A 17,759-nucleotide genomic window follows, 5' to 3' on the forward strand; every position below is an offset into this window, starting at 1 on the left:
CTACACCGTCATCCCGGCCGAAGCGAAGCGGAGAGCCGGGATCGCCAGGGCGCCGACCTTCCGCTGTCTGAGAGTCCGGCGGTCCCGGATAGCGGCTGCGCCGCTTCCGGGATGACGGGAGGGCGCTATTTCCGCGCCGAAGCCGAGGCGTTGCGGGCGCCTTCGAACTCGTCGCCCGGCTTCCACGCGGGCCAGTCGCGCGATTGGCCAGGTCGCGGCCGACTTCGTACAGCAGCTGAACATCGGCGGCGGCGGCGTCCATCTTCCAGTCGGGCGTCCATTCGTCCGTCGGCTGATGATAGCGGTTGGCGACGTAGTCCCGGCTGGCGTCGTTGTGGCCTGTGAAGCCGGCGGCGGCGAACAGGGCGGGTACGCCCTTGCGCGCCAGGGGAAGTGGTCCGAGCGATAGAAGGCCCCCGCGTGCGGCGCCGGGTCGGGGATCAGGCGGCGTCCCTCGCGCGCGGCCAGAACCGCCAGCCGGTCGTCCAGATCATTCTTGCCCGCGCCGATGACGACGATGTTCGGGTCGATCTCGGTCCCCGGCAGCAGGCTGTCCATGTTGATGTTGGCGACCGTCGTCTCCAGCGGCCAGACCGGATTGGCGGCGTAGTATTCGGCGCCCAGCAGACCGGTTTCTTCCGCCGCCCAGCTGATGAAGACGGTCGAGCGCTCGGGGCGCGGCCCCTCGGCGAACAGGCGGGCGATCTCCATGATCCCGGCCACGCCCGTCGCATTGTCCACGGCGCCGTTATAGATGTCGTCGCCGTTCTTGGGCGTGGCGCGGCCATAGGCGTCCCAGTGAGCGCCGAACATCACCGTCTCGTCGGGATATTTGGTTCCCGGCAGGCGGCCGATGACGTTGCGCGTCTCGACCCGATCGGCCTTCTGACCGAAGTCGATGGACATGGTGACGCCGTCCAGCGCCACGGGGCGGAAGTCCGGGGTGCGGGCCTGATTCTTCAGGGCGGCGAAGTCTAGCCCGGCGTCCCGGAACAGCTGTTCGGCGACGGCGCCCTGAATCCACCCTTGAGCCGCCACGCGCTCCTTGTCCGGGTCGGCGCGGACGATGTCGAACTTGGGCGCGGTCGAGGAATTCTCCAGCGTCGACCAGGGATAGCCCGCGCCGGGCGTGTCGTGGATGACCAGGACGCCCGCCGCCCCATGCGCCGCCGCGACCTGGAACTTATAGGTCCAGCGGCCATAGAAGGTCATGGCCTGACCGTCGAACTTGCCCGCGACCGGATGGCCTTCGGGCGCGCCGAAGTCCGGGTCGTTGACCAGGACCAGCATGATCTTGCCGGTCAGATCGACGCCCTTGTAGTCGTCCCAGCCGCGCTCGGGCGCATCGACGCCATAGCCGACGAAGACCAGCGGCGCGTCGCTCAGGGTGATGCGGTCCACCGGCCGGTCGGACGAGACGATGACGTCCTTGGCGCGCTGAAGCTCGGTCGTGCGGCCCTTAGCGGAGACGCTGATGGCGGCGGGGCCGTCCTGGCTGGTGCGGCTGACCTGGGCGACCTGCACCCACGATCCGTTGGGGCCGCCGGGTTCGAGGCCCAGCGCCTGAAACTGCTGCGTCAGCCAGGCGATGGTGCGGTCTTCGCCGGGCGTGACCGGGGCGCGGCCTTCGAATTCGTCGGACGCCAGGACGCGCGTGGCCTCGTTCAGCCGGGCCGGGTCGACGCGGCCGGTTTGAGCGAGCGCGGAAGTCGAACACATCAGGACGGCGATCAGGCCGACGGCGGCGGAACGGGCGAGGGTCATGGGCGGGCTCGATCTCAGACAGGTTTGCGCCACGCTGCCCCCTGAGGGCGCCGCTGTCGACCCCGAAAGGCTTCAGCGTCCGTCCAGCCAGGCGCGCACGGCGTCGGCCGCGACGACGCCTGAGGCGAAGGAGGCCTGCAGCAGATAGCCGCCGGTCGGCGCCTCCCAGTCCAGCATTTCGCCCGCGGCAAAGACGCCGGGCCGCGCCTTGAGCATCAGCCGCTCGTCCACCGAGTCCAGCGTCACGCCCCCGGCCGAGGAGATGGCGCGGCTCAGGCCCTGAACCCCGGTCAGGACCAGGGCGACGGCCTTGATCCGGGCGGCCAGTTCGGCGGGGTCGGCGGGCAGGGGGCCGCCTTCGCGCAACAGGGCGACAGCGGCCGCGTCCAGCCGCGCGGCCTTGCGCAGCCAGTTCGACAGACTGTCCTTGCCGCGCGGTTTCAACAGGCGCTGGGTCAGCGCTTCGACGCTTAGGTCGGGCCGAAGATCGAGCGTCAGCACGGTCGATCCGTCGCGCTCTACCGCCTCGCGCAATGCAGCCGACAGGGCGTAGACGCCGCCGCCCTCGACGCCATAGGCGGCGATCATGGCCTCGCCGCGCACGGTGCGGCCTTGGTGCGTCAGCGCGATCCCTTTCAGCGGCGTTCCGGCGAAGCGGTCGCCGAAGATCGGCGACCACGCGACGTCAAAGCCGACATTGGCGGGCCGGAAGGCGGCCACTTCGGCGCCCGCCTGCTCCAGCGTCGGAACCCACGCTGCGTCCGAGCCCAGTTTCGCCCAGCTGGCGCCGCCCATGGCCAGAATCACGGCGTCGGGGCGCTCGATCCGCTCGCCCTCGGGCGTGTCGAACATCAGGGCCTCGCCCTGCCAGCCGATCCAGCGCGAGCGGGTGCGGACCTCGACGCCCAGCTCTTCCAGCCGCCCCAGCCAGGCGCGCAGCAGGGGCGAGGCCTTCATCGCCTTCGGGAACACCCGGCCGGACGAACCGATGAAGGTGGGCTGGCCCAGCCCCTCGACCCATTCGATCAGGTCGGCGGGCGAAAAGGCGTCCAGCCAGCCCTTGATGCGGGCCTGCGCGGCGGAGTCGTAGCGGTTCAGGAAGGGCGCGAGCGGTTCCGAATGGGTCAGGTTCAACCCGCCGCGCCCGGCCATCAGCAGCTTGCGGGCGACCGAGGGCATGCGCTCGTGCACCACGACGCGCAGGCCCGCCTGCGCCAGGCGTTCGGCGGCCATCAGCCCGGCGGGACCGGCGCCGATCACGGCGACTGTGGAAGGGGAGGGCGTCATCCCCGTCTTCCTAGCGGGAATGGGCGCCGGGGCCTATGTTGATGGTCATGAGCGTCGCCTTTACCCGAGAAGAAGATCTGGAAGCCACGGCGGCGGACCTGCCGGACCGGCCGATCTCGCCGCATCCCAACCTGGTCACCCCGCAAGGGCTGGCCCAGATCGAGGCCGAACTGGCGGCCGCGCGGGCGGCCTATACGGCGGCGCAGGCGGCGGGCTCCATCGAGGCCGACCGCACCGCCATGGCGCGGGCGACCCGCGACCTGCGCTACTGGTCGGCGCGGCGCAGCACGGCGCAGCTGGTCGAGGCGCCGCCGGACGGCCAGGTCCGCTTCGGGGATACGGTGACGATCGTGCGCGAGGACGGCCGCACCCAGACCTGGCGCATCGTCGGCGAGGACGAGGCCGATCCGGCCAAGGGCAGCGTCAGCCACGTCTCGCCCCTGGCCCAGGCCCTGATGGGCCGGCGCGAGGGGGATGAGGCGACGGTCGCGGGCCAGTCGGTCGAGATCGTCGCCATCAAGGAAGGCTGAGGCTTGGGGCGGCTTTAGTAGCCGCCCGTGCCCTTCTCCTTGGCCACCGGCTGGAAGTCGCGCACGAAGCGCTCCAGCAGACGGACGCTGTAGCCCGCCGAACCGGCCGGCTTGACGTCATTGGCGCCGCCGAAGGCCATGTTGGCGATGTCCAGGTGCGCCCAGGGCGTCTCGGGCCGGGCGAAATAGCCGATGAAGTGGGCGCCGGTGCCCGCGCCCGCGCCGCCGTCGCCCGAGTTCTTGATGTCGGCGATGGTCGAAGATGTGGCCCGCACATAGGAGGGTGCAGCGGCAACTGCCACAGGGTTTCGCCCGTCGCCTCGCCCGCCGTCTTCAGCTGATCGGCCAGGGCGTCGTGACGGCTGAACAGGCCCGCATAGTCGCCGCCCAGTGCGCCGCCGACCGAGCCGGTCAGGGTGGCCACATCGACGATGGCGGCCGGGTTCATCGTCGTGTCGGCCCAGACCACGGCGTCGGCCAGCACCAGGCGGCCCTCGGCGTCGGTCGAGACGATCTCGATGGTCTTTCCGTTCATGGCGGTCAGGACGTCGGCGGGGCGGATGGCGTTGCCGCCCGGCATGTTTTCCGACAGGGCGGCGACGGCGACCACGTCCACCGGCGCTCCACCCTTGGCCAGGGCCAGGACGGCGCCGACGACGCTGGCGGCGCCGGACATGTCCATCTTCATATTGCCCATGTTAGAGCCGGGCTTCAGCGAGATGCCGCCGGAATCGAAGGTGATGCCCTTGCCCAACAGGGCCACCGGCCCTGCCGACGGCGCGCCCTGACCGCGATAATGCACGGCCAGCATACGCGGCGGACGGGCCGATCCCTGACCCGAGCCGAGGATGGCGCCCATGCCCAGCCGCTGCATCGCCGGCACGTCCAGCACGGTGATCTCGACCCCCGGCACGCCGGCGAAGGCGGCGCGGGCGCGCTCGACGAAGGTCTCTGGATAGATGACGTTGGCCGGTTCATTGGACACGTCGCGGGTCCAGGCCATGGCCTCGACCAGAGCCGCGCCGCGACGATAGTGCGCTTGAGCATTGCCAACGTCGTCGGCCACCACGGTCAGGGCGCCGGCGCCGGACGGTCGCGGCCGGTGGTGACATAGAGGTCCGAGCGGTAGTGGCCGATGCCCAGCCCCGTCGCCAGCTCCGACGCCATATCCGCCGACAGGCCGGTCGCCAGGGCCGTCAGGGCGCCGGGTTGGCTGTTCAGGGCGCGGCCGGCGACGATGCCGGCGGTCTGGATGTCGGCGGCTTTCGGCGCTTCGCCGAGACCCACGATCAGGATGCGATCCCAGCCGCCGACGCCGTGCAGGTTCAGGGTCTGGCGGGGCTTATAGTCGAAGCGGGCGGCGCTGATGGCCGAGGCGATGGCCTGACGCGTGGCGGCGTCCAGGGACGCGCCGCGCGCGTTGGCTCAGCCTCCGACGCCAGCGGCAGGACCAGAGAGCCAGACGGCGCAGCAGCGGCGGCGAAGGTCACGGCGCGCGCCTGAGCCGGGGCGGCGCGGGCGGGCCAATCGGAACGCTCGGCGGCGGGCGCGGCGCGGCGCGATTGCGCCTCGGCCGGGACGGCGACGCTCAGACCGGCGGCGGCGATCAGCGCGGCTGCGGCGAAGGACGGAATACGGGTGGTGCGGCGCATCGATCAGGGCCCCCTCTGTGACGATGAAGGCGCCTTTATGGGCGGGACCGTGACGTGGGAGCAACCGCTCCGCTGACGGAAGGGCGCGACGCCTTGTCGCGCCGGGTCCGCGCGATCGGGAAGGCGCAGCCCAAGAGAAAGGGCGGGACCTTTCGATCCCGCCCTCCCGTCGTCTGAGGCTGATGAACCTCTTTAGAAGTCCATGCCGCCCGCTGAACCGACGTCAGTCGGTCCAGCCACTTTAAGTGATGGGCGTCACGATGGACTTCTTTAGAAGTCCATGCCGCCCATGCCGCCCATGCCGCCCATGTCGGGGGCGCCGGCCGAGGCCTTCTTGGGCGCGTCGGCGATGGCGGCTTCGGTCGTGATCATGATGCCCGCGACCGAGCCGGCCGAGGCCAGGGCCGAGCGGACGACCTTGGCCGGGTCGATGACGCCCATCTCCACCAGGTCGCCGTACTCCTCGGTCTGGGCGTTGAAGCCGAAGTTGGCCTTGTCCGACTCCAGCACCTTGCCGACCACGATCGAGCCTTCGACGCCCGAGTTTTCCGAGATCTGACGGATCGGAGCCTGCAGGGCGCGACGGACGATGTTGACGCCGGCGGTCTGGTCGGCGTTGTCGACCTTCAGCGCGGCCAGCACCTTGGAGGCCTTCAGCAGGGCCACGCCGCCGCCCGGGACGATGCCTTCGTCGGCAGCGGCGCGGGTTGCGTTCAGGGCGTCGTCGACGCGGTCCTTCTTCTCCTTGACCTCGACCTCGGTCGAGCCGCCGACGCGCAGGACGGCGACGCCGCCGGCCAGCTTGGCCAGGCGCTCTTGCAGCTTCTCGCGGTCGTAGTCCGAGGTGGTGTCCTCGATCTGACGCTTGATCTGGCCGACGCGGGCTTCGATGCCGTCCTTCTCGCCAGCGCCTTCGACGATGGTGGTGTCGTCCTTGGTGATCTGGACCTTCTTGGCCTTGCCCAGCATATCGAGCGTGACCGTTTCCAGCTTGATGCCGAGGTCTTCCGAGATGACCTGGCCGCCCGTCAGGATGGCGATGTCTTCCAGCATGGCCTTGCGGCGGTCGCCGAAGCCCGGCGCTTGACGGCGGCGACGCGCAGGCCGCCGCGCAGCTTGTTGACCACCAGGGTGGCCAGGGCTTCGCCTTCGATGTCCTCGGCGATGATCAGCAGGGGACGACCCGACTGAACCACGGCTTCCAGCACCGGCAGCATCGGCTGCAGCGAGGTCAGCTTCTTCTCGTGGAGCAGGATGAGCGGCTCTTCGAGGACGGCCTCCATCTTGTCCGGGTTGGTAATGAAGTAGGGCGACAGGTAGCCGCGGTCGAACTGCATGCCCTCGACGATGTCGACGGTGGTTTCGGCGGTCTTGGCTTCTTCGACGGTGATGACGCCTTCGTTGCCGACCTTGGCCATGGCCTGGGCGATCAGGTCGCCGATTTCAGCGTCGCCGTTGGCCGAGATGGTGCCGACCTGGGCGATTTCCGAGTTGTTGGAGACCGGCTTGGAGTTCGACTTGACCTCTTCCAGCACCGCTTCGACAGCCTTGTCGATGCCGCGCTTCAGATCCATCGGGTTCATGCCGGCGGCCACGGCCTTCAGGCCTTCCTGGACGATGGCCTGGGCCAGGACGGTGGCGGTGGTGGTGCCGTCGCCCGCCTTGTCGTTCGCCTTGGAGGCGACTTCGCGGATCATCTGGGCGCCCATGTTCTCGAAGGCGTCTTCCAGCTCGATTTCCTTGGCCACCGAGACGCCGTCCTTGGTCGAGCGCGGGGCGCCGAACGACTTCTGGATCACGACGTGGCGGCCCTTCGGCCCCAGGGTCACCTTGACGGCGTCAGCCAGGATGTTGACGCCCTTGAGCATCTTGTCGCGGGCGTCGGTGTTGAATTTTACGATTTTAGCGGCCATGCGGGCTGCTCCTATCTAGATGTTTTTACGCGAGAAACCGGAAACCAGGACGCGTCTTACGACAGCACGCCCAGGACGTCGGTTTCCTTCATGATGATCAGGTCTTCGCCGTCGATCTTCACTTCGCTGCCCGACCACTTGCCGAACAGGACGCGGTCGCCGGCCTTCAGCTCCAGGGCGACGAACTTGCCGTCTTCGTCACGGACGCCGGGGCCCACGGCGACGACTTCGCCTTCCTGGGGCTTTTCCTTGGCGGTGTCGGGGATGATGATCCCGCCCTTGGTCTTGGATTCTTCTTCAACGCGCTTGACCAGCACGCGGTCGCCGAGCGGACGAAACGCCATCTGAGTAACTCCCGTTAGGATGTTGGTTTCAGCCCTCGGAGCCCGCGACTTTTGGCAGTCGCCCTCCCCGAGTGCTAACGACCCGGGAGTTAGGCAGGGGAGCCGCAGGCGTCAAGGGCGAGGCGGCGCCAATAGGCGCCTGGATGAAGCGAAAATGAACAGAGGCCCCTGGGGTCGTTCAGACAGGCTTCGCTAAAAGGGGGACAACGGATCAACCGGCTTTCGAAAGGAGCCCGCCATGAAGACCCTGTTCAAGATCGGCGCCGGCGCTATCGCCCCTGCTCTGGTTGTGACGATGCTGGCCACGACCCCGGCCGCCGCGCAGATTATCGTGACCGCGATCGCGACAACACCGGCCGTGACGCCGTTCTGGGCGCCGTGGTCGGCGGCGTCGCCGGCGCGCTGATCGGCCAGGGCGATGGACGCTATGTCGCGGGGGCGCGCTAGCCGGCGCGGCCCTGGGCGCGGCCTCGAACCGCGGCGACGGCTGTGAATATTACCGCGGCGGCCGCTGCTACCGGAACCAGGGCCATTGGGAGCGTGAGCACGGCATCAATAGCCGCGACGGCTATTATAACGATCGCTATGAACGCAATAACGGTCGCTATGAGCGAAATAACGGGCGCTATTACCGCGATGGCCGCTACTGGAGGAACCACGGCGAGTGGCGCAGCTACCAGAACCGCCGCGATCGCGACTACCGCTACGACCGCCGCTGGTAAGCGGACGGCGCGCTAAGGAAAGGTCCGGTCTCGCGACCGGGCCTTTTTGCGTTGAGAGACGCCGTCCTTGGCCCTGTGCGCGATCAGCGCGCGGGCGCCAGCCGGCCCAGCAGGGCGGCCGTCGACGGGTCCAGATCAGCCGACGGCGCGCCGCTGGCGACGTCTTTTAACAGGGCCTTGGCCAGAACCTTGCCCAGTTCCACGCCCCACTGATCGAAGCTGTTGATGTCCCAGATCGCGCCCTCGACGAAGGTCTTGTGCTCATAAAGGGCGATCAGGGCGCCCAGGGCCTGCGGCGTTAGCCGCTCCATCACAACCGTCGTCGACGGGCGGTTTCCTGGGAAAGCCTTGTGCGGCGCCAGGCGGTCGGCCTCTGCCTCCGAAGCGCCCGAGGCGATCAGTTCAGCATGCGTCTCAGCCTCGCTCTTCCCCAGCATCAGGGCCTGGGCCTGGGCCAGGGCGTTGGCCCACAGGGCCGTCGCAGATGCTTTCTCGCAGGTGCGACGGGCGACGATAAAGTCGACAGGAACGACCTGCGGTCCCTGATGCAATTGCTGGAAGAAGGCGTGCTGGCCGTTGGATCCGGGTTCGCCGAAAACGACGGGACAGGTCTGGCGCCCGGCGGGCGATCCGTCGCGGCGCACCTGTTTTCCGTTCGACTCCATCTCCAACTGCTGGAGGAAGGCGGGCAGGCGGCGCAGGGCGTGGGCGTAGGGCGCGACGCTGCGGGCCCCGCGATGCAGGCCGTCGACATTGTAGATTTCGGCCAGCGCCAGCAGCACCGGCGCATTCTTCTCCAGCGGGGCCTCGAGGAAGTGGCGGTCCATCTCGGCGGCGCCGTCCAGAAACGCCTGAAACACCTCCCACCCCAGGGCGATGACGCACGACAGGCTGACCGCGGACCACAGGGAATAGCGACCGCCGACCCAGTCTCGGAACGCGAAGGTGCGGCCGCAGCCGAAGGCCTGCGCCTTCTCCGGCGCGGCGGTGACGCCGATGAAGTGTTTGGCCAGCCCCTCAGCCGGCAGGGAGGCCGCCAGCCACGCCTTGGCGGCCTCGGCGTTGGTCAAGGTTTCTTGGGTGGTGAAGGTCTTGGAGACGACGACGACGAGGGTGGTTTCCGGGTCCAGCCCGACGAGGGCCTCGGCCATGTCGCGCGGGTCGATGTTGGCGACGAAGCGCAGGTCGATGTCCGGGTCCAGCGGACGCAGGGCGTCCCAGATCAGGCGCGGCCCCAGGTCCGAGCCGCCGATGCCGATATGAAGCACCGTCTCGAACCGGCGTCCCGTGGCGCCTGTCTCATTTCCGCACCGCAAAGCTTGGGCGTAGGTCTTCATTTCGGCGCGCACCGCCTCGACCTCGGCCGACACCGGCTCGCCCAGCGCATGGAATGACGCGCCGTCCGGCGCCCGCAGGGCCGGATGCAACACCGCCCGCCCTTCGGTCAGGTTCACGGCCTCGCCCGCGAACAGGGCGGCGCGGCGGCCCTCGACGTCGCAGGCCCGCGCCAGCGCCAGGGCGGCCTCGAACCCGGCCCGGGACCAGCTCTGCTTGGACAGATCCAGGTGCAGGCCTGCCGCGTCCAGCGTCATCCGCGATAGCCGGTCGGGGTCGGCGGCGAACTGGTCCTGGATGCGGGACTGCGCGTCCTGACGGGCGGCGGCCTCCAGTTCAGTCCAGGCGACATGCGGCATCTTGGTCTCCCATAGGGGGCCGTGTTCGGAAGCGATCCGCGCTCTGGCCCGGGGTTTGCAGGCTCTGGTTTACGGCTCAGGCCGAGAAGAGTTCAATCCGAGTTGGGGTCAAGCTGGATTTCCAGCCGGAAGCCGATTGTCCCCCGGTCCTTTGTGAAAGGCACGCCATGTCCTGCGGAATAGCCCTCGCGGTCGCCTTGATGCTGGCCGATCCCGCCGTCGCCGAAGCCGCCGCCCTGCCGCCCGTCGCCCCCGCGGCTCCGGTGTCGGTGGCGCAGGAGCCTCTGTTCGCCGATCTGGTCGCCCGCTCGGGCGCGCTGAAGTCGATCGTCGACGGCTGGATGGCCTCGGGCGAGGCGGACCGCTCGGGCTTCTTCTCCGGCGCGGCCTGGGCGGCGTTCAAGGGGCAGGCGGCGGACCTGGCACAGCGCGACATGCAGGGTCATCTGATCCTCAAGGAACGCGGCACGGACAACGACCTGAAATGCATCCTGCGCGGCATCTCAGAAGACCTTCCTCTGAAGGTCGCCGCGCTGGAGAGCGCCGCTGACGCGTCGGCCCGCAAGCTGGCGCTGGACGAACTGTCCTACCTGCTGAACGACAACGTCGAGGTCATCACTTCGCCGCCACAGCCCGAGGCGTAGCCTCTGGCTGTGGCTTGATGTTTGGGCCTACCGCGCGTCGCGCTGCTTGAGGCCAAGTTGGAGAGGGGCGATCACCCCTCGACTGTCTCCGGGTATTTGATGGCGCAGCCGTAGGGCGCGGCATAAGCGGTCTGGACGGGGCGTCCGGCCTTGGCGTCGGCCAGGGCGGCGCGGACGAAGTTGTTGGCGCCGTTCAGGTCCTCGACCTTGTTGGTCGGCCGGTCGTCGATGCCGCCGACGTAGATCAACCGCCCCTCCGGGTCGATGATGCGCATGTCGGGCGTGGTCTTGGCGTCATAGCGCTTGCCGACTTCGCCGGTCGGATCGAGCAGCAGGTGGGTGAAGGCGGCCTTGTGCTTGGCCTTCCAGGCTTGCGCCTCCTCGCCCTCGACGAAGCCCTGCGTGCCCGGCGCCGAGGAGATGATGGTCAGCCAGACCACCCCGTCGGCCGTCGCCTCGCGCTGCAGAGCCTGCATGGCGCCGGTATAGTGCTTCTTCACGAAGGGACAGCCTTCGTTGGTCCACTCCAGCACGACCGTCTTGCCGCGGAAGTCGGCCAGGGACCGCTGCTGCCCCTGCGCGTCGACCAGGGTGAAGGCGGGGGCCATTTCGCCGGGACCCGGCGCCTCGGTCGCTTCGGGCGCGGCGGCGGCGTTCTCCGTGCGCTCGGGCGATGCGGCAGGCGGCTGCTGGCAGGCGGCCAGCAGCAGAAGAGAGACGGAAGCGGCGGTCAGCAGGCGGAACATGGCGGTCTCCCCAGAGATGAAGTTCAGTCGATGGCGTCCTTCAGCGCGTCGATGACGACGCCTTCGGTCAGAAGTTGCGGCAGGATGCGCGGCTGGGCCCGGCCCGGCGCATAGACCAGATACAGCGGCACGCCCGAGCGGCCGTGGCGCTGCAGTTCGGCGGTGATGGCGTCGTCGCGCCGCGTCCAGTCGCCGACCAGATAGACGGCGTTGGCTTGCTCCAGCGCCTGCGCCGTGCGGGCCGAGGACAGGGCCGTGCTCTCATTGACCTTGCAGGTCACGCACCAGTCGGCGGTGAAGTTGACCAGAACCGGACGCCCTTCGGCGAGGGCGCCCTGAACCGCCTGCTCGGACCAGGGCTGAGACGACAGGCGGGAGACGGCGGCGGCGCTCTCAGAGGAAGCGGCGGGGGCCTTGCCCGCCAGCACGCCCAGGCCCAGCGCCGCGATCGCGGCCAGCAGAGCGCCGATAGCGGGTGCCCGGCCCTTGCCCGGCGCGGCTTGCGCCCGGCCATAGAGCCACAGCGCCAGCGCCAGCATCAGGCCCGCGCCGAAAAGTAGGGCGAGCGCGTCGACGGTCTGGCGGCCGTAGACCCAGGCCAGCCACAGGGCGGCGCCGTACATGGGGAAGGCCAGCAGGTTGCGCAGCGTCTCCATCCACGGCCCCGGCTTGGGCAGGCGGGCCAGCAGGCGCGGATTGAGGCTGATCAGCACATAGGGCAGGGCCAGTCCCAGCCCCAGCATCAGGAAGACCGCCAGCGCCATCGGCCAGGGCATGAACAGGGCGGCGCCCAGGGCGAAGGCCATGAAGGGGGCGGTGCACGGGGCGGCCACGACCACGGCCAACACGCCGGTGAAGAAGGCGCCCGCGACGCCGGGCAGGCGCGACAGCGGGCCGTGCCCGGCGCCCTGCAGCCCGGCGCCGATGTGGAAGACGCCCGACAGGTTCAGCGCCACCGCCAGCATCAGCAGGGCCAGCGCCGCCACCACGCCCGGCGACTGCAGTTGGAAGCCCCAGCCCAGCGCCTGGCCGCCCGCGCGCAGGGCCAGCAGGGCGCTCGCCAGCACCAGGAAGGTCGCCAGCACGCCGGCCAGGAAGGCCAGGCCGTCGCGGCGCGCCTCGGCCGGCTGATGGGCGGCGCGGCTGAGCGAGGCCGCCTTCATCGCCAGTATGGGGAAGACGCAGGGCATCAGATTCAGGATCAGCCCGCCCAGCAGGGCGAACAGGGCCGCCTTGGCGAAGTCGGGCAGGGCGGGGGCGGCGGCTGCCTGCGCGCCCTCGCCATCGCCGATCGCGCCGTCGCCTGTGACGCCGGTCAGGGCGGCGCCCGGCTCGGCCGTGATCTCCCAGGCGCCCAGATCGGTGGACAGGACGCCGCTGATCGGCCCCTTCAATCCATTGGACGTCAGGCCGCGCCCGGCGGCGACGGTCACGGTCAGCCCCTGCGGCCCGCGCTCGCCCGACTGGGCGGCGGCGTGGTCGATCAGCCCGCCCTCGAACGGATGGAAATAGGCCCACTTGGGCGCGGCGCCCGCCAACGGGCCGCCGCTGGCCGTCAGCACCAGACGGCCGTCGGCCAGGGCGACGCGCGCCTCGATCCCGGCGGGACGCGGAGCGGCGGCGACGACATCCTGGATCGCCTGACCGAAGCGCGGGTCCAGCGGCGCCGCGCCCTCGCGCACCGGCAGGTCCAGCGCCAGGTCGAGGTCTTCGGGCACGCACATCTCGTCGCTGCAGACGTAGAAGTGGGCGGTGACGCGCAAGGGTAGGCTGCTGCCCGGCGCGGCGTCCGCTGGAATCTCGATCGGGACGGGCAGGAAGACGGCGCCGGAATAGCCGTAGTTCATCAGGCTCTGCAGCCGCTGACGCTCGGGCAGGGGCCATAGGATGTCGCCCGGCGCAACGCCCGCAGGCAGGGACCACGTAAGGGTCGTCGGTCCGCCGGAATCGCCCTGATTGCGCCAATAGGTGTGCCAGCCGGGCTTGATCTGCTGGCGGATGGCGACGACGGCGGTCGAGCCGGGGACGGCCCAGGCGCTCATGGGGACCAGTTCCGCCTCGATCCGCTCGGTGCGCTGCGGGCCGGGCGCAGCGGAGGCCCTGGCGACCGGCGCGGCCCCGGCCGCCAGGGCGTCGCGCAGGGCGACCTCGGACGCCGGGACGCTCGCCGCCGCCGGAAGGGCCGGGGTCAGGCCAAGGGCGAGCCAGGTCAGGAGCAGAAACAGGATGCGCAAGGGCGAGGCCGGAAACAGGATCAAAGGAAAGGCGCGAGCTTAGACCCTTGAGCCCCGCCTAGCCACGGCCCGCGACGGCGGGCCGCAGCGGACGGCCCGGGCCTCAGCGCGGGGCGACGACCTCGATCAGCACCTCGGTGCGGCGGCGCAAGGGGTCGTTGACCCCGCCCACGACCGCGCCGTCGGCCCCGGCGGCCTCGATGTCGAAGGCGGGGGCGGGCAGGCCGGCGCCGGCCAGGGCTTCGGCGACGGCGCGGGCGCGCCGTTCGGAAATGCTCTGATTGGCGGCCGCCGTGCCGCTGCGGGCGTCGGCCAGGCCGGTCACCTTGACGTGCTTGATCTGGCAGCCCTGAAGCTGGGTCGCGGTCATGCCGATGGCCATGCGGGCGGCGTCGGTCAGGGTGGCTTGATCGGGGACGAAATAGACTTCGAACCGTTTGTCGGCGCAGGCCGACGGGTCGCTGACCAGATCGCTGCGCTGCTTATAACCGCTGGTGGCGGCGCAACCGGCGGCGGTCAGGCCCAGGGCCATCATAACGACTGCGGAAACACGCTTCATCTCAGCCCCCTCGCGCGCGCCATGCGGCGTGCGCTGCCTTCAGCAAAAAGGGCGACCCGCGCCGTGCGGATCGCCCTTTCAAGATTGTCCCGAAAACGCTTCGGGCGCCAGAGGCTATACGCCGGGATCAGTAACGGCGCTGGCCGTTCTCCCAGTAGCACTCGCTCTGGCGGTTGTCGTAGCAGTAGTAGTAGCGGCCCTGATTGTCGCGGTAGCGCTGCTGGTTGTTGCGGTCCTGGCTGGAGCCGCGGATGGCGCCGGCTGCGCCGCCGGCTAGGGCGCCGATGGCGGCGCCCGTCGCTGCGTTGCCGCCGCCGACGTTGTTGCCGATGATGGCGCCGGCCACGGCGCCCAGACCAGCGCCGACGGCGCCCTGACGAACGGCCTGGCTCGAGCCGGCGCCGCCGCCGTAATACGGGTCGCTGGCGCAGGCGGTCACCAGAAGACCGGCGCCGGCAATGGCGAGAATCGCCTTGTTCATGGTTCTGTCCTTCATCCCTTAGGGGCACCCCTGAAGCTTCGATAACGCAGGGCGAACAAGGCGGTTCCGAGGCCGAACGGCGTAAGCTTTACTTTGAATCGCGGCGTGGGTTGGCCGAAGGGGAACCGCCCGTGTGCGCAGGCGTTCGCCGCCCATGAACACTGACGCTCAGAACGACGCCTCGCCTGCGCCGAACGCGGTTGAAACCGGAGCGCCGCCGCCCGGCGATGCGGCGCAGGGGCGGCGGCCGCTGACGGGGAGGCCCGGCTGGAGCGGGTCGTCATCCTGGTCAATCCGCTGTCGGGCGGGGTTGGCGGTCAGGCGTGCGAAGAAGCTGGCGCCATCCTGGCCGAATACCCCCTCGAGGCCGAGGTGGTGGTGCTGGAGGGCGCGCGCATCCCCGAGCAGATCGCCGAGGCGCTGGCCGCCAAGCCGGACGTGCTGTTCATCCTGGCGGGCGACGGGACGGCGCGGTCTGTCGCCGCCCGAGCCGGCGCCGACGGCCCCCTGATCGCGCCCCTGCCGGGCGGGACGATGAACATGCTGCCCAAGGCTCTGTACGGCACTGGCGACTGGAAGAAGGCGCTTCGCCTGGCGCTGGAGGAAGGGGCGCCTTTGGCTGTGGCCGGCGGAGAGGTCGAGGGCGAGGCCTTCTATTGCGCGGCCATCCTGGGCTCGCCCGCCCTGTGGGCCCCGGCGCGCGAGGCCATTCGCGAGGGCAAGCTGAAGATGGCCTGGACCTATGGTCGGCGGGCGCTGAAGAAGGCTTTTTCCGGCCGGGTGCGCTATGCCCTGGACGGCGGCCAGAAACAAAAGGCCGAAGCCTTGGTGCTGATTAGTCCGCTGATCTCCAAGGCGATGCAGAAGAACGACGGGCTGGAGGCTGCGGCCATGAATACGGGGGACGCGGCCCAGGCCTTCCGCTTGGCCGCCCATGCTCTGTTCGACGACTGGCGCCATGATCCCAACGTCACCACGCGCCCGGCGCGCCGCGTCGTTGTCGAGGCCCGTTCGCGCGTCCCGGCGGTGATCGACGGCGAACCCATGCTGTTGGGTCGCGAGGCGGCGGTGCGCTTCCTGCCGCGCGCCTTCATGGCGCTGGCGCCCAAGCCTGCGGCCGCCGAGGATAGCGTCTAGTGGGGGTCGTCCTCCAGTTTTCCGACATTCATTTCGGTTGCGAGCATGAACATGCGGTGGCCGCCGCCGCCGATTACGCCCACGCTGTCGCGCCGGATCTGACCCTGATCACCGGCGACATCACGCAAGGGCTATCCGGCCGAGTTCGCGGCGGCCGGGGAATGGATTCGGGCGCTGCCCAAGCCGGTCTTCGTCACCGTCGGCAATCACGACGTGCCCTATTGGGACGTGATGGCGCGGCTGTTCTGGCCCTGGCGGGCGTTTGAGCAGGCGACGGGCCACCCTGCGCACGATCATGAGTTTCGTTCGGATCGCCTGATGGTCCGCGGGGTCACCACGGCGCGCGGCTGGCAGGCCCGTCTTAACTGGTCCAAGGGGGTGATCGACTTGGACCAGACGCGCCGAGCGGCGGACGCCCTGCGCCAGGCGTCGCCAGGCGCCCTGCGGGTGCTGGCCTGTCATCACCCGCTCATTGAAATGATCGGCGCGCCGATGACCGGCGAGGTCAAGCGCGGCGAGCGGGCGGCCCGCATCTTCGCCGACGCAGGAGTCGACCTGATCGTGACCGGCCACGTCCATATGCCGTTCGCCCTGCCGGTCGACGTGGGCGACAACTGCTCCTACGCCGTCGGCTGCGGAACCCTGTCGCATCGAGAGCGCGGGGCGCCGCCCAGTTTCAACCGAATCGAATGGGATGAGGAGGCCGTGACGGTGTCGGCCGTGGCCTGGGACGGGCGGCGGTTCGCCGATCATCAGACCTGGCGCCTGCCGCGTCGTCGTCCCTGAAGTTCTAGCCCCTGAAGCTCTAGTCCTGAAGCTGATCCAGCCACGAAAAAGGGCCGCGACGCCAAGGTCGCGGCCCTGATTTTCTAAGCAGCAGCGGGCGCTAGATGCGCGGTCCGCCGCGGCCCCTGATGCCGCCCACCACCAGGGAGACGACGAACAGGATCACCGCAATGATGGCGATGAATTTGGCGATTTCAAACGACATGCCCGAGATGCCGCCGAAGCCGAGGACGGCTGCGACCAAGGCGATGATGAAGAAAATAATAGCCCAGCGAAGCATAGGCGAACCCTCCTTAAGATGTTGACGGGAGCGAGCTTTCGACCACTCCCGTCGTCAGCGCCGCTTGCTTGAAACAACGCGGCGGAGGCTTGGCTGTTCCGTTAGCGCCGACGGCGAACCCTGCTTTTTTCGGTAAAGGCGGCCGCCACCATTGTCGCCAGCGCGGGATTGCGCAGGAAGATGAAGCCGCCGGCCAGGGCGGCGACGGCGCCCAGAACCGGACGCTGCTGGAACAGATGCAGGGCGCGAGCGCCCAAGCCCTCAGGCTCCGCGTCTTCCTCATCATCGTCGTCGCCGCGGGCGCGGCGCACGAACACCAGGGCCACGATCGCCGCGATCAGGGCGAACAGCAACGCCGTCAGGGCGGCGGCGATCACGGGGATCACGACCAGCAACAGCAGGTAGTAGACCGTGGCCCCCACGGCGACCATCGACACGAAGGCCGCGCCGGCGGCGACGAACGTCGCCACCGCGCGGTTGATGAGCCCCGGCCGATCATCAGCGCCGACGCCCGGCCAGCAGCAAGCCCAGCACGACGCCGACGCCCAGCGCGATGGCTGTCGACTGAATCGGACGCTCCTGCACCCGTTCGACGACATAGCGTTGCGCCTCGTCGAACTTCTCGGCGGCGTCGTCGTAATATTCACGACCGCGCACCTTGGCGTCGTCGTAGTAGCCGCGCGCCTTTTCGCGCAGTTCCTCGCCCTGCTCGCGCAGGCGGGCTTCGGCCTCGGAGGCCTTTTCCTTCAGACGCTGGGTTTCCTCACGGGCGCCGGCCTTGAGGTCCTCCTTCAGGGTCTTGAGGTCGTTCTTGATGTCTTCACGAGCCTTGGACGTGGCCATGATGCGCGCTCCGCTCCTTGTGTAAGCTTGACGATTAAATAGAGAAGCCCTGCCCGGAACGCCACACCGACGATCAAGGTTCCTGCAGCGCGGCTTCCCATCTGGCGCGCCGCGCGCCACGCTTCTAGAACAGCGCCATGACC

General features: G+C 69.4%; 20 protein-coding genes and 2 pseudogenes. 5 read left to right on the forward strand and 17 right to left on the reverse strand.

What is annotated here, in order from left to right; translation table 11 throughout:
• Complete coding sequence (locus tag V8F63_RS05230) at nt 1-1,764, reverse strand: M28 family peptidase (RefSeq protein ID WP_392354709.1); 1,764 nt, start codon at nt 1,762-1,764, stop codon at nt 1-3.
• Nucleotides 1,765-1,836: 72 nt separating this feature from the next.
• Nucleotides 1,837-3,051, reverse strand: coding sequence for a TIGR03862 family flavoprotein (locus V8F63_RS05235; RefSeq protein WP_392354710.1), 1,215 nt, complete (start codon nt 3,049-3,051; stop codon nt 1,837-1,839).
• A gap of 47 nt (nt 3,052-3,098) precedes the next feature.
• Between V8F63_RS05235 and greA the strand changes: the two genes are divergently transcribed.
• Nucleotides 3,099-3,581 carry a transcription elongation factor GreA gene (gene greA, locus V8F63_RS05240; RefSeq protein WP_303704952.1) on the forward strand — a complete coding sequence of 161 codons (483 nt, stop codon included), beginning with the start codon at nt 3,099-3,101 and terminating at the stop codon, nt 3,579-3,581.
• 14 nt (nt 3,582-3,595) lie between these two features.
• Here the strand turns inward: greA and V8F63_RS05245 are convergent, their stop codons facing one another.
• The 6 genes and pseudogenes from V8F63_RS05245 to groES all read right to left on the reverse strand — a co-directional run bounded on the left by V8F63_RS05245 (nt 3,596) and on the right by groES (nt 7,490).
• Entirely contained in the window at nt 3,596-3,883 is a 288-nt protein-coding gene (locus V8F63_RS05245; RefSeq protein ID WP_392355037.1) for a hypothetical protein, read from the reverse strand.
• Between the two features lie 38 nt (nt 3,884-3,921).
• Nucleotides 3,922-4,584: pseudogene (locus tag V8F63_RS05250) on the reverse strand (M17 family metallopeptidase); the annotation flags it as partial.
• Between the two features lie 68 nt (nt 4,585-4,652).
• The gene (locus tag V8F63_RS05255; RefSeq protein ID WP_392355038.1) at nt 4,653-4,985 is read right to left on the reverse strand and encodes a M17 family peptidase N-terminal domain-containing protein; all 333 of its coding nucleotides are present in this window, start codon (nt 4,983-4,985) and stop codon (nt 4,653-4,655) included.
• Nucleotides 4,907-5,233: a hypothetical protein gene (locus V8F63_RS05260; RefSeq protein ID WP_392354711.1), complete on the reverse strand. Its 327-nt coding sequence runs from the start codon at nt 5,231-5,233 to the stop codon at nt 4,907-4,909. Before V8F63_RS05260 ends, V8F63_RS05255 begins: the two co-directional genes overlap by 79 nt.
• Before the next feature lie 270 nt (nt 5,234-5,503).
• A pseudogene (groL, locus tag V8F63_RS05265) lies at nt 5,504-7,146 on the reverse strand (chaperonin GroEL).
• Nucleotides 7,147-7,202: 56 nt separating this feature from the next.
• Nucleotides 7,203-7,490, reverse strand: coding sequence for a co-chaperone GroES (gene groES / locus V8F63_RS05270; protein ID WP_024354450.1), 288 nt, complete (start codon nt 7,488-7,490; stop codon nt 7,203-7,205).
• A 238-nt stretch (nt 7,491-7,728) separates the two neighbouring features.
• On the opposite strand from groES, the gene V8F63_RS05275 reads away from it, so the two are divergent.
• Entirely contained in the window at nt 7,729-7,896 is a 168-nt protein-coding gene (locus V8F63_RS05275; protein WP_392354712.1) for a hypothetical protein, read from the forward strand.
• 399 nt (nt 7,897-8,295) lie between these two features.
• On the opposite strand, the gene pgi is transcribed toward V8F63_RS05275, so the two are convergent.
• Entirely contained in the window at nt 8,296-9,906 is a 1,611-nt protein-coding gene (pgi, locus tag V8F63_RS05280) for a glucose-6-phosphate isomerase (protein ID WP_253120982.1), read from the reverse strand.
• 167 nt (nt 9,907-10,073) lie between these two features.
• Between pgi and V8F63_RS05285 the strand changes: the two genes are divergently transcribed.
• On the forward strand, nt 10,074-10,550 hold the full coding sequence (locus tag V8F63_RS05285) for a hypothetical protein (protein ID WP_253120983.1): 477 nt from the start codon (nt 10,074-10,076) through the stop codon (nt 10,548-10,550).
• Between the two features lie 71 nt (nt 10,551-10,621).
• Here the strand turns inward: V8F63_RS05285 and V8F63_RS05290 are convergent, their stop codons facing one another.
• The 4 genes from V8F63_RS05290 to V8F63_RS05305 all read right to left on the reverse strand — a co-directional run bounded on the left by V8F63_RS05290 (nt 10,622) and on the right by V8F63_RS05305 (nt 14,570).
• Nucleotides 10,622-11,296, reverse strand: coding sequence for a thioredoxin family protein (locus V8F63_RS05290; protein WP_253120984.1), 675 nt, complete (start codon nt 11,294-11,296; stop codon nt 10,622-10,624).
• Between the two features lie 23 nt (nt 11,297-11,319).
• Nucleotides 11,320-13,554 (reverse strand): thioredoxin family protein, encoded by a 2,235-nt coding sequence (locus tag V8F63_RS05295; RefSeq protein ID WP_392354713.1) that lies wholly within the window; start codon nt 13,552-13,554, stop codon nt 11,320-11,322.
• 79 nt (nt 13,555-13,633) lie between these two features.
• Nucleotides 13,634-14,089: an OmpA family protein gene (locus V8F63_RS05300; RefSeq protein WP_235599157.1), complete on the reverse strand. Its 456-nt coding sequence runs from the start codon at nt 14,087-14,089 to the stop codon at nt 13,634-13,636.
• Between the two features lie 127 nt (nt 14,090-14,216).
• The gene (locus V8F63_RS05305) at nt 14,217-14,570 is read right to left on the reverse strand and encodes a YMGG-like glycine zipper-containing protein (protein WP_025976520.1); all 354 of its coding nucleotides are present in this window, start codon (nt 14,568-14,570) and stop codon (nt 14,217-14,219) included.
• A 297-nt stretch (nt 14,571-14,867) separates the two neighbouring features.
• On the opposite strand from V8F63_RS05305, the gene V8F63_RS05310 reads away from it, so the two are divergent.
• Nucleotides 14,868-15,707: a diacylglycerol kinase family protein gene (locus tag V8F63_RS05310; RefSeq protein WP_392355039.1), complete on the forward strand. Its 840-nt coding sequence runs from the start codon at nt 14,868-14,870 to the stop codon at nt 15,705-15,707.
• On the opposite strand, the gene V8F63_RS05315 is transcribed toward V8F63_RS05310, so the two are convergent.
• Nucleotides 15,704-15,835 (reverse strand): hypothetical protein, encoded by a 132-nt coding sequence (locus V8F63_RS05315; RefSeq protein WP_392354714.1) that lies wholly within the window; start codon nt 15,833-15,835, stop codon nt 15,704-15,706. The genes V8F63_RS05310 and V8F63_RS05315 overlap by 4 nt on opposite strands.
• An 85-nt stretch (nt 15,836-15,920) precedes the next feature.
• Here V8F63_RS05315 and V8F63_RS05320 point away from each other — a divergent pair, with 85 nt between their 5' ends.
• The gene (locus V8F63_RS05320; RefSeq protein ID WP_392354715.1) at nt 15,921-16,493 is read left to right on the forward strand and encodes a metallophosphoesterase; all 573 of its coding nucleotides are present in this window, start codon (nt 15,921-15,923) and stop codon (nt 16,491-16,493) included.
• Nucleotides 16,494-16,593: 100 nt separating this feature from the next.
• Here the strand turns inward: V8F63_RS05320 and V8F63_RS05325 are convergent, their stop codons facing one another.
• The 3 genes from V8F63_RS05325 to V8F63_RS05335 form a co-directional block, all read right to left on the reverse strand.
• Nucleotides 16,594-16,773 (reverse strand): DUF1328 domain-containing protein, encoded by a 180-nt coding sequence (locus V8F63_RS05325; RefSeq protein ID WP_025976523.1) that lies wholly within the window; start codon nt 16,771-16,773, stop codon nt 16,594-16,596.
• A 101-nt stretch (nt 16,774-16,874) separates the two neighbouring features.
• Nucleotides 16,875-17,243: a hypothetical protein gene (locus V8F63_RS05330; protein WP_392354716.1), complete on the reverse strand. Its 369-nt coding sequence runs from the start codon at nt 17,241-17,243 to the stop codon at nt 16,875-16,877.
• Between the two features lie 28 nt (nt 17,244-17,271).
• Nucleotides 17,272-17,616 (reverse strand): DUF883 family protein, encoded by a 345-nt coding sequence (locus tag V8F63_RS05335; RefSeq protein WP_003167924.1) that lies wholly within the window; start codon nt 17,614-17,616, stop codon nt 17,272-17,274.
• Between the last annotated feature and the right edge of the window lie 143 nt (nt 17,617-17,759).

This window comes from Brevundimonas sp. LF-1, assembly GCF_037055305.1.
Classification (GTDB): domain Bacteria; phylum Pseudomonadota; class Alphaproteobacteria; order Caulobacterales; family Caulobacteraceae; genus Brevundimonas; species Brevundimonas sanguinis.

Excerpts from the sequence above, each read along its gene's own strand:
- pgi (WP_253120982.1), bottom strand. The coding sequence starts at position 9,906 with ATGCCGCATGTCGCCTGGACTGAACTGGAGGCCGCCGCCCGTCAGGAC.
- V8F63_RS05275 (WP_392354712.1), top strand. The coding sequence starts at position 7,729 with ATGAAGACCCTGTTCAAGATCGGCGCCGGCGCTATCGCCCCTGCTCTG.
- V8F63_RS05335 (WP_003167924.1), bottom strand. The coding sequence starts at position 17,616 with ATGGCCACGTCCAAGGCTCGTGAAGACATCAAGAACGACCTCAAGACC.
- groES (WP_024354450.1), bottom strand. The coding sequence starts at position 7,490 with ATGGCGTTTCGTCCGCTCGGCGACCGCGTGCTGGTCAAGCGCGTTGAA.
- V8F63_RS05230 (WP_392354709.1), bottom strand. The coding sequence starts at position 1,764 with ATGACCCTCGCCCGTTCCGCCGCCGTCGGCCTGATCGCCGTCCTGATG.
- V8F63_RS05260 (WP_392354711.1), bottom strand. The coding sequence starts at position 5,233 with ATGCGCCGCACCACCCGTATTCCGTCCTTCGCCGCAGCCGCGCTGATC.
- greA (WP_303704952.1), top strand. The coding sequence starts at position 3,099 with ATGAGCGTCGCCTTTACCCGAGAAGAAGATCTGGAAGCCACGGCGGCG.
- V8F63_RS05325 (WP_025976523.1), bottom strand. The coding sequence starts at position 16,773 with ATGCTTCGCTGGGCTATTATTTTCTTCATCATCGCCTTGGTCGCAGCC.
- V8F63_RS05285 (WP_253120983.1), top strand. The coding sequence starts at position 10,074 with ATGTCCTGCGGAATAGCCCTCGCGGTCGCCTTGATGCTGGCCGATCCC.
- V8F63_RS05235 (WP_392354710.1), bottom strand. The coding sequence starts at position 3,051 with ATGACGCCCTCCCCTTCCACAGTCGCCGTGATCGGCGCCGGTCCCGCC.
- V8F63_RS05305 (WP_025976520.1), bottom strand. The coding sequence starts at position 14,570 with ATGAACAAGGCGATTCTCGCCATTGCCGGCGCCGGTCTTCTGGTGACC.
- V8F63_RS05300 (WP_235599157.1), bottom strand. The coding sequence starts at position 14,089 with ATGAAGCGTGTTTCCGCAGTCGTTATGATGGCCCTGGGCCTGACCGCC.
- V8F63_RS05290 (WP_253120984.1), bottom strand. The coding sequence starts at position 11,296 with ATGTTCCGCCTGCTGACCGCCGCTTCCGTCTCTCTTCTGCTGCTGGCC.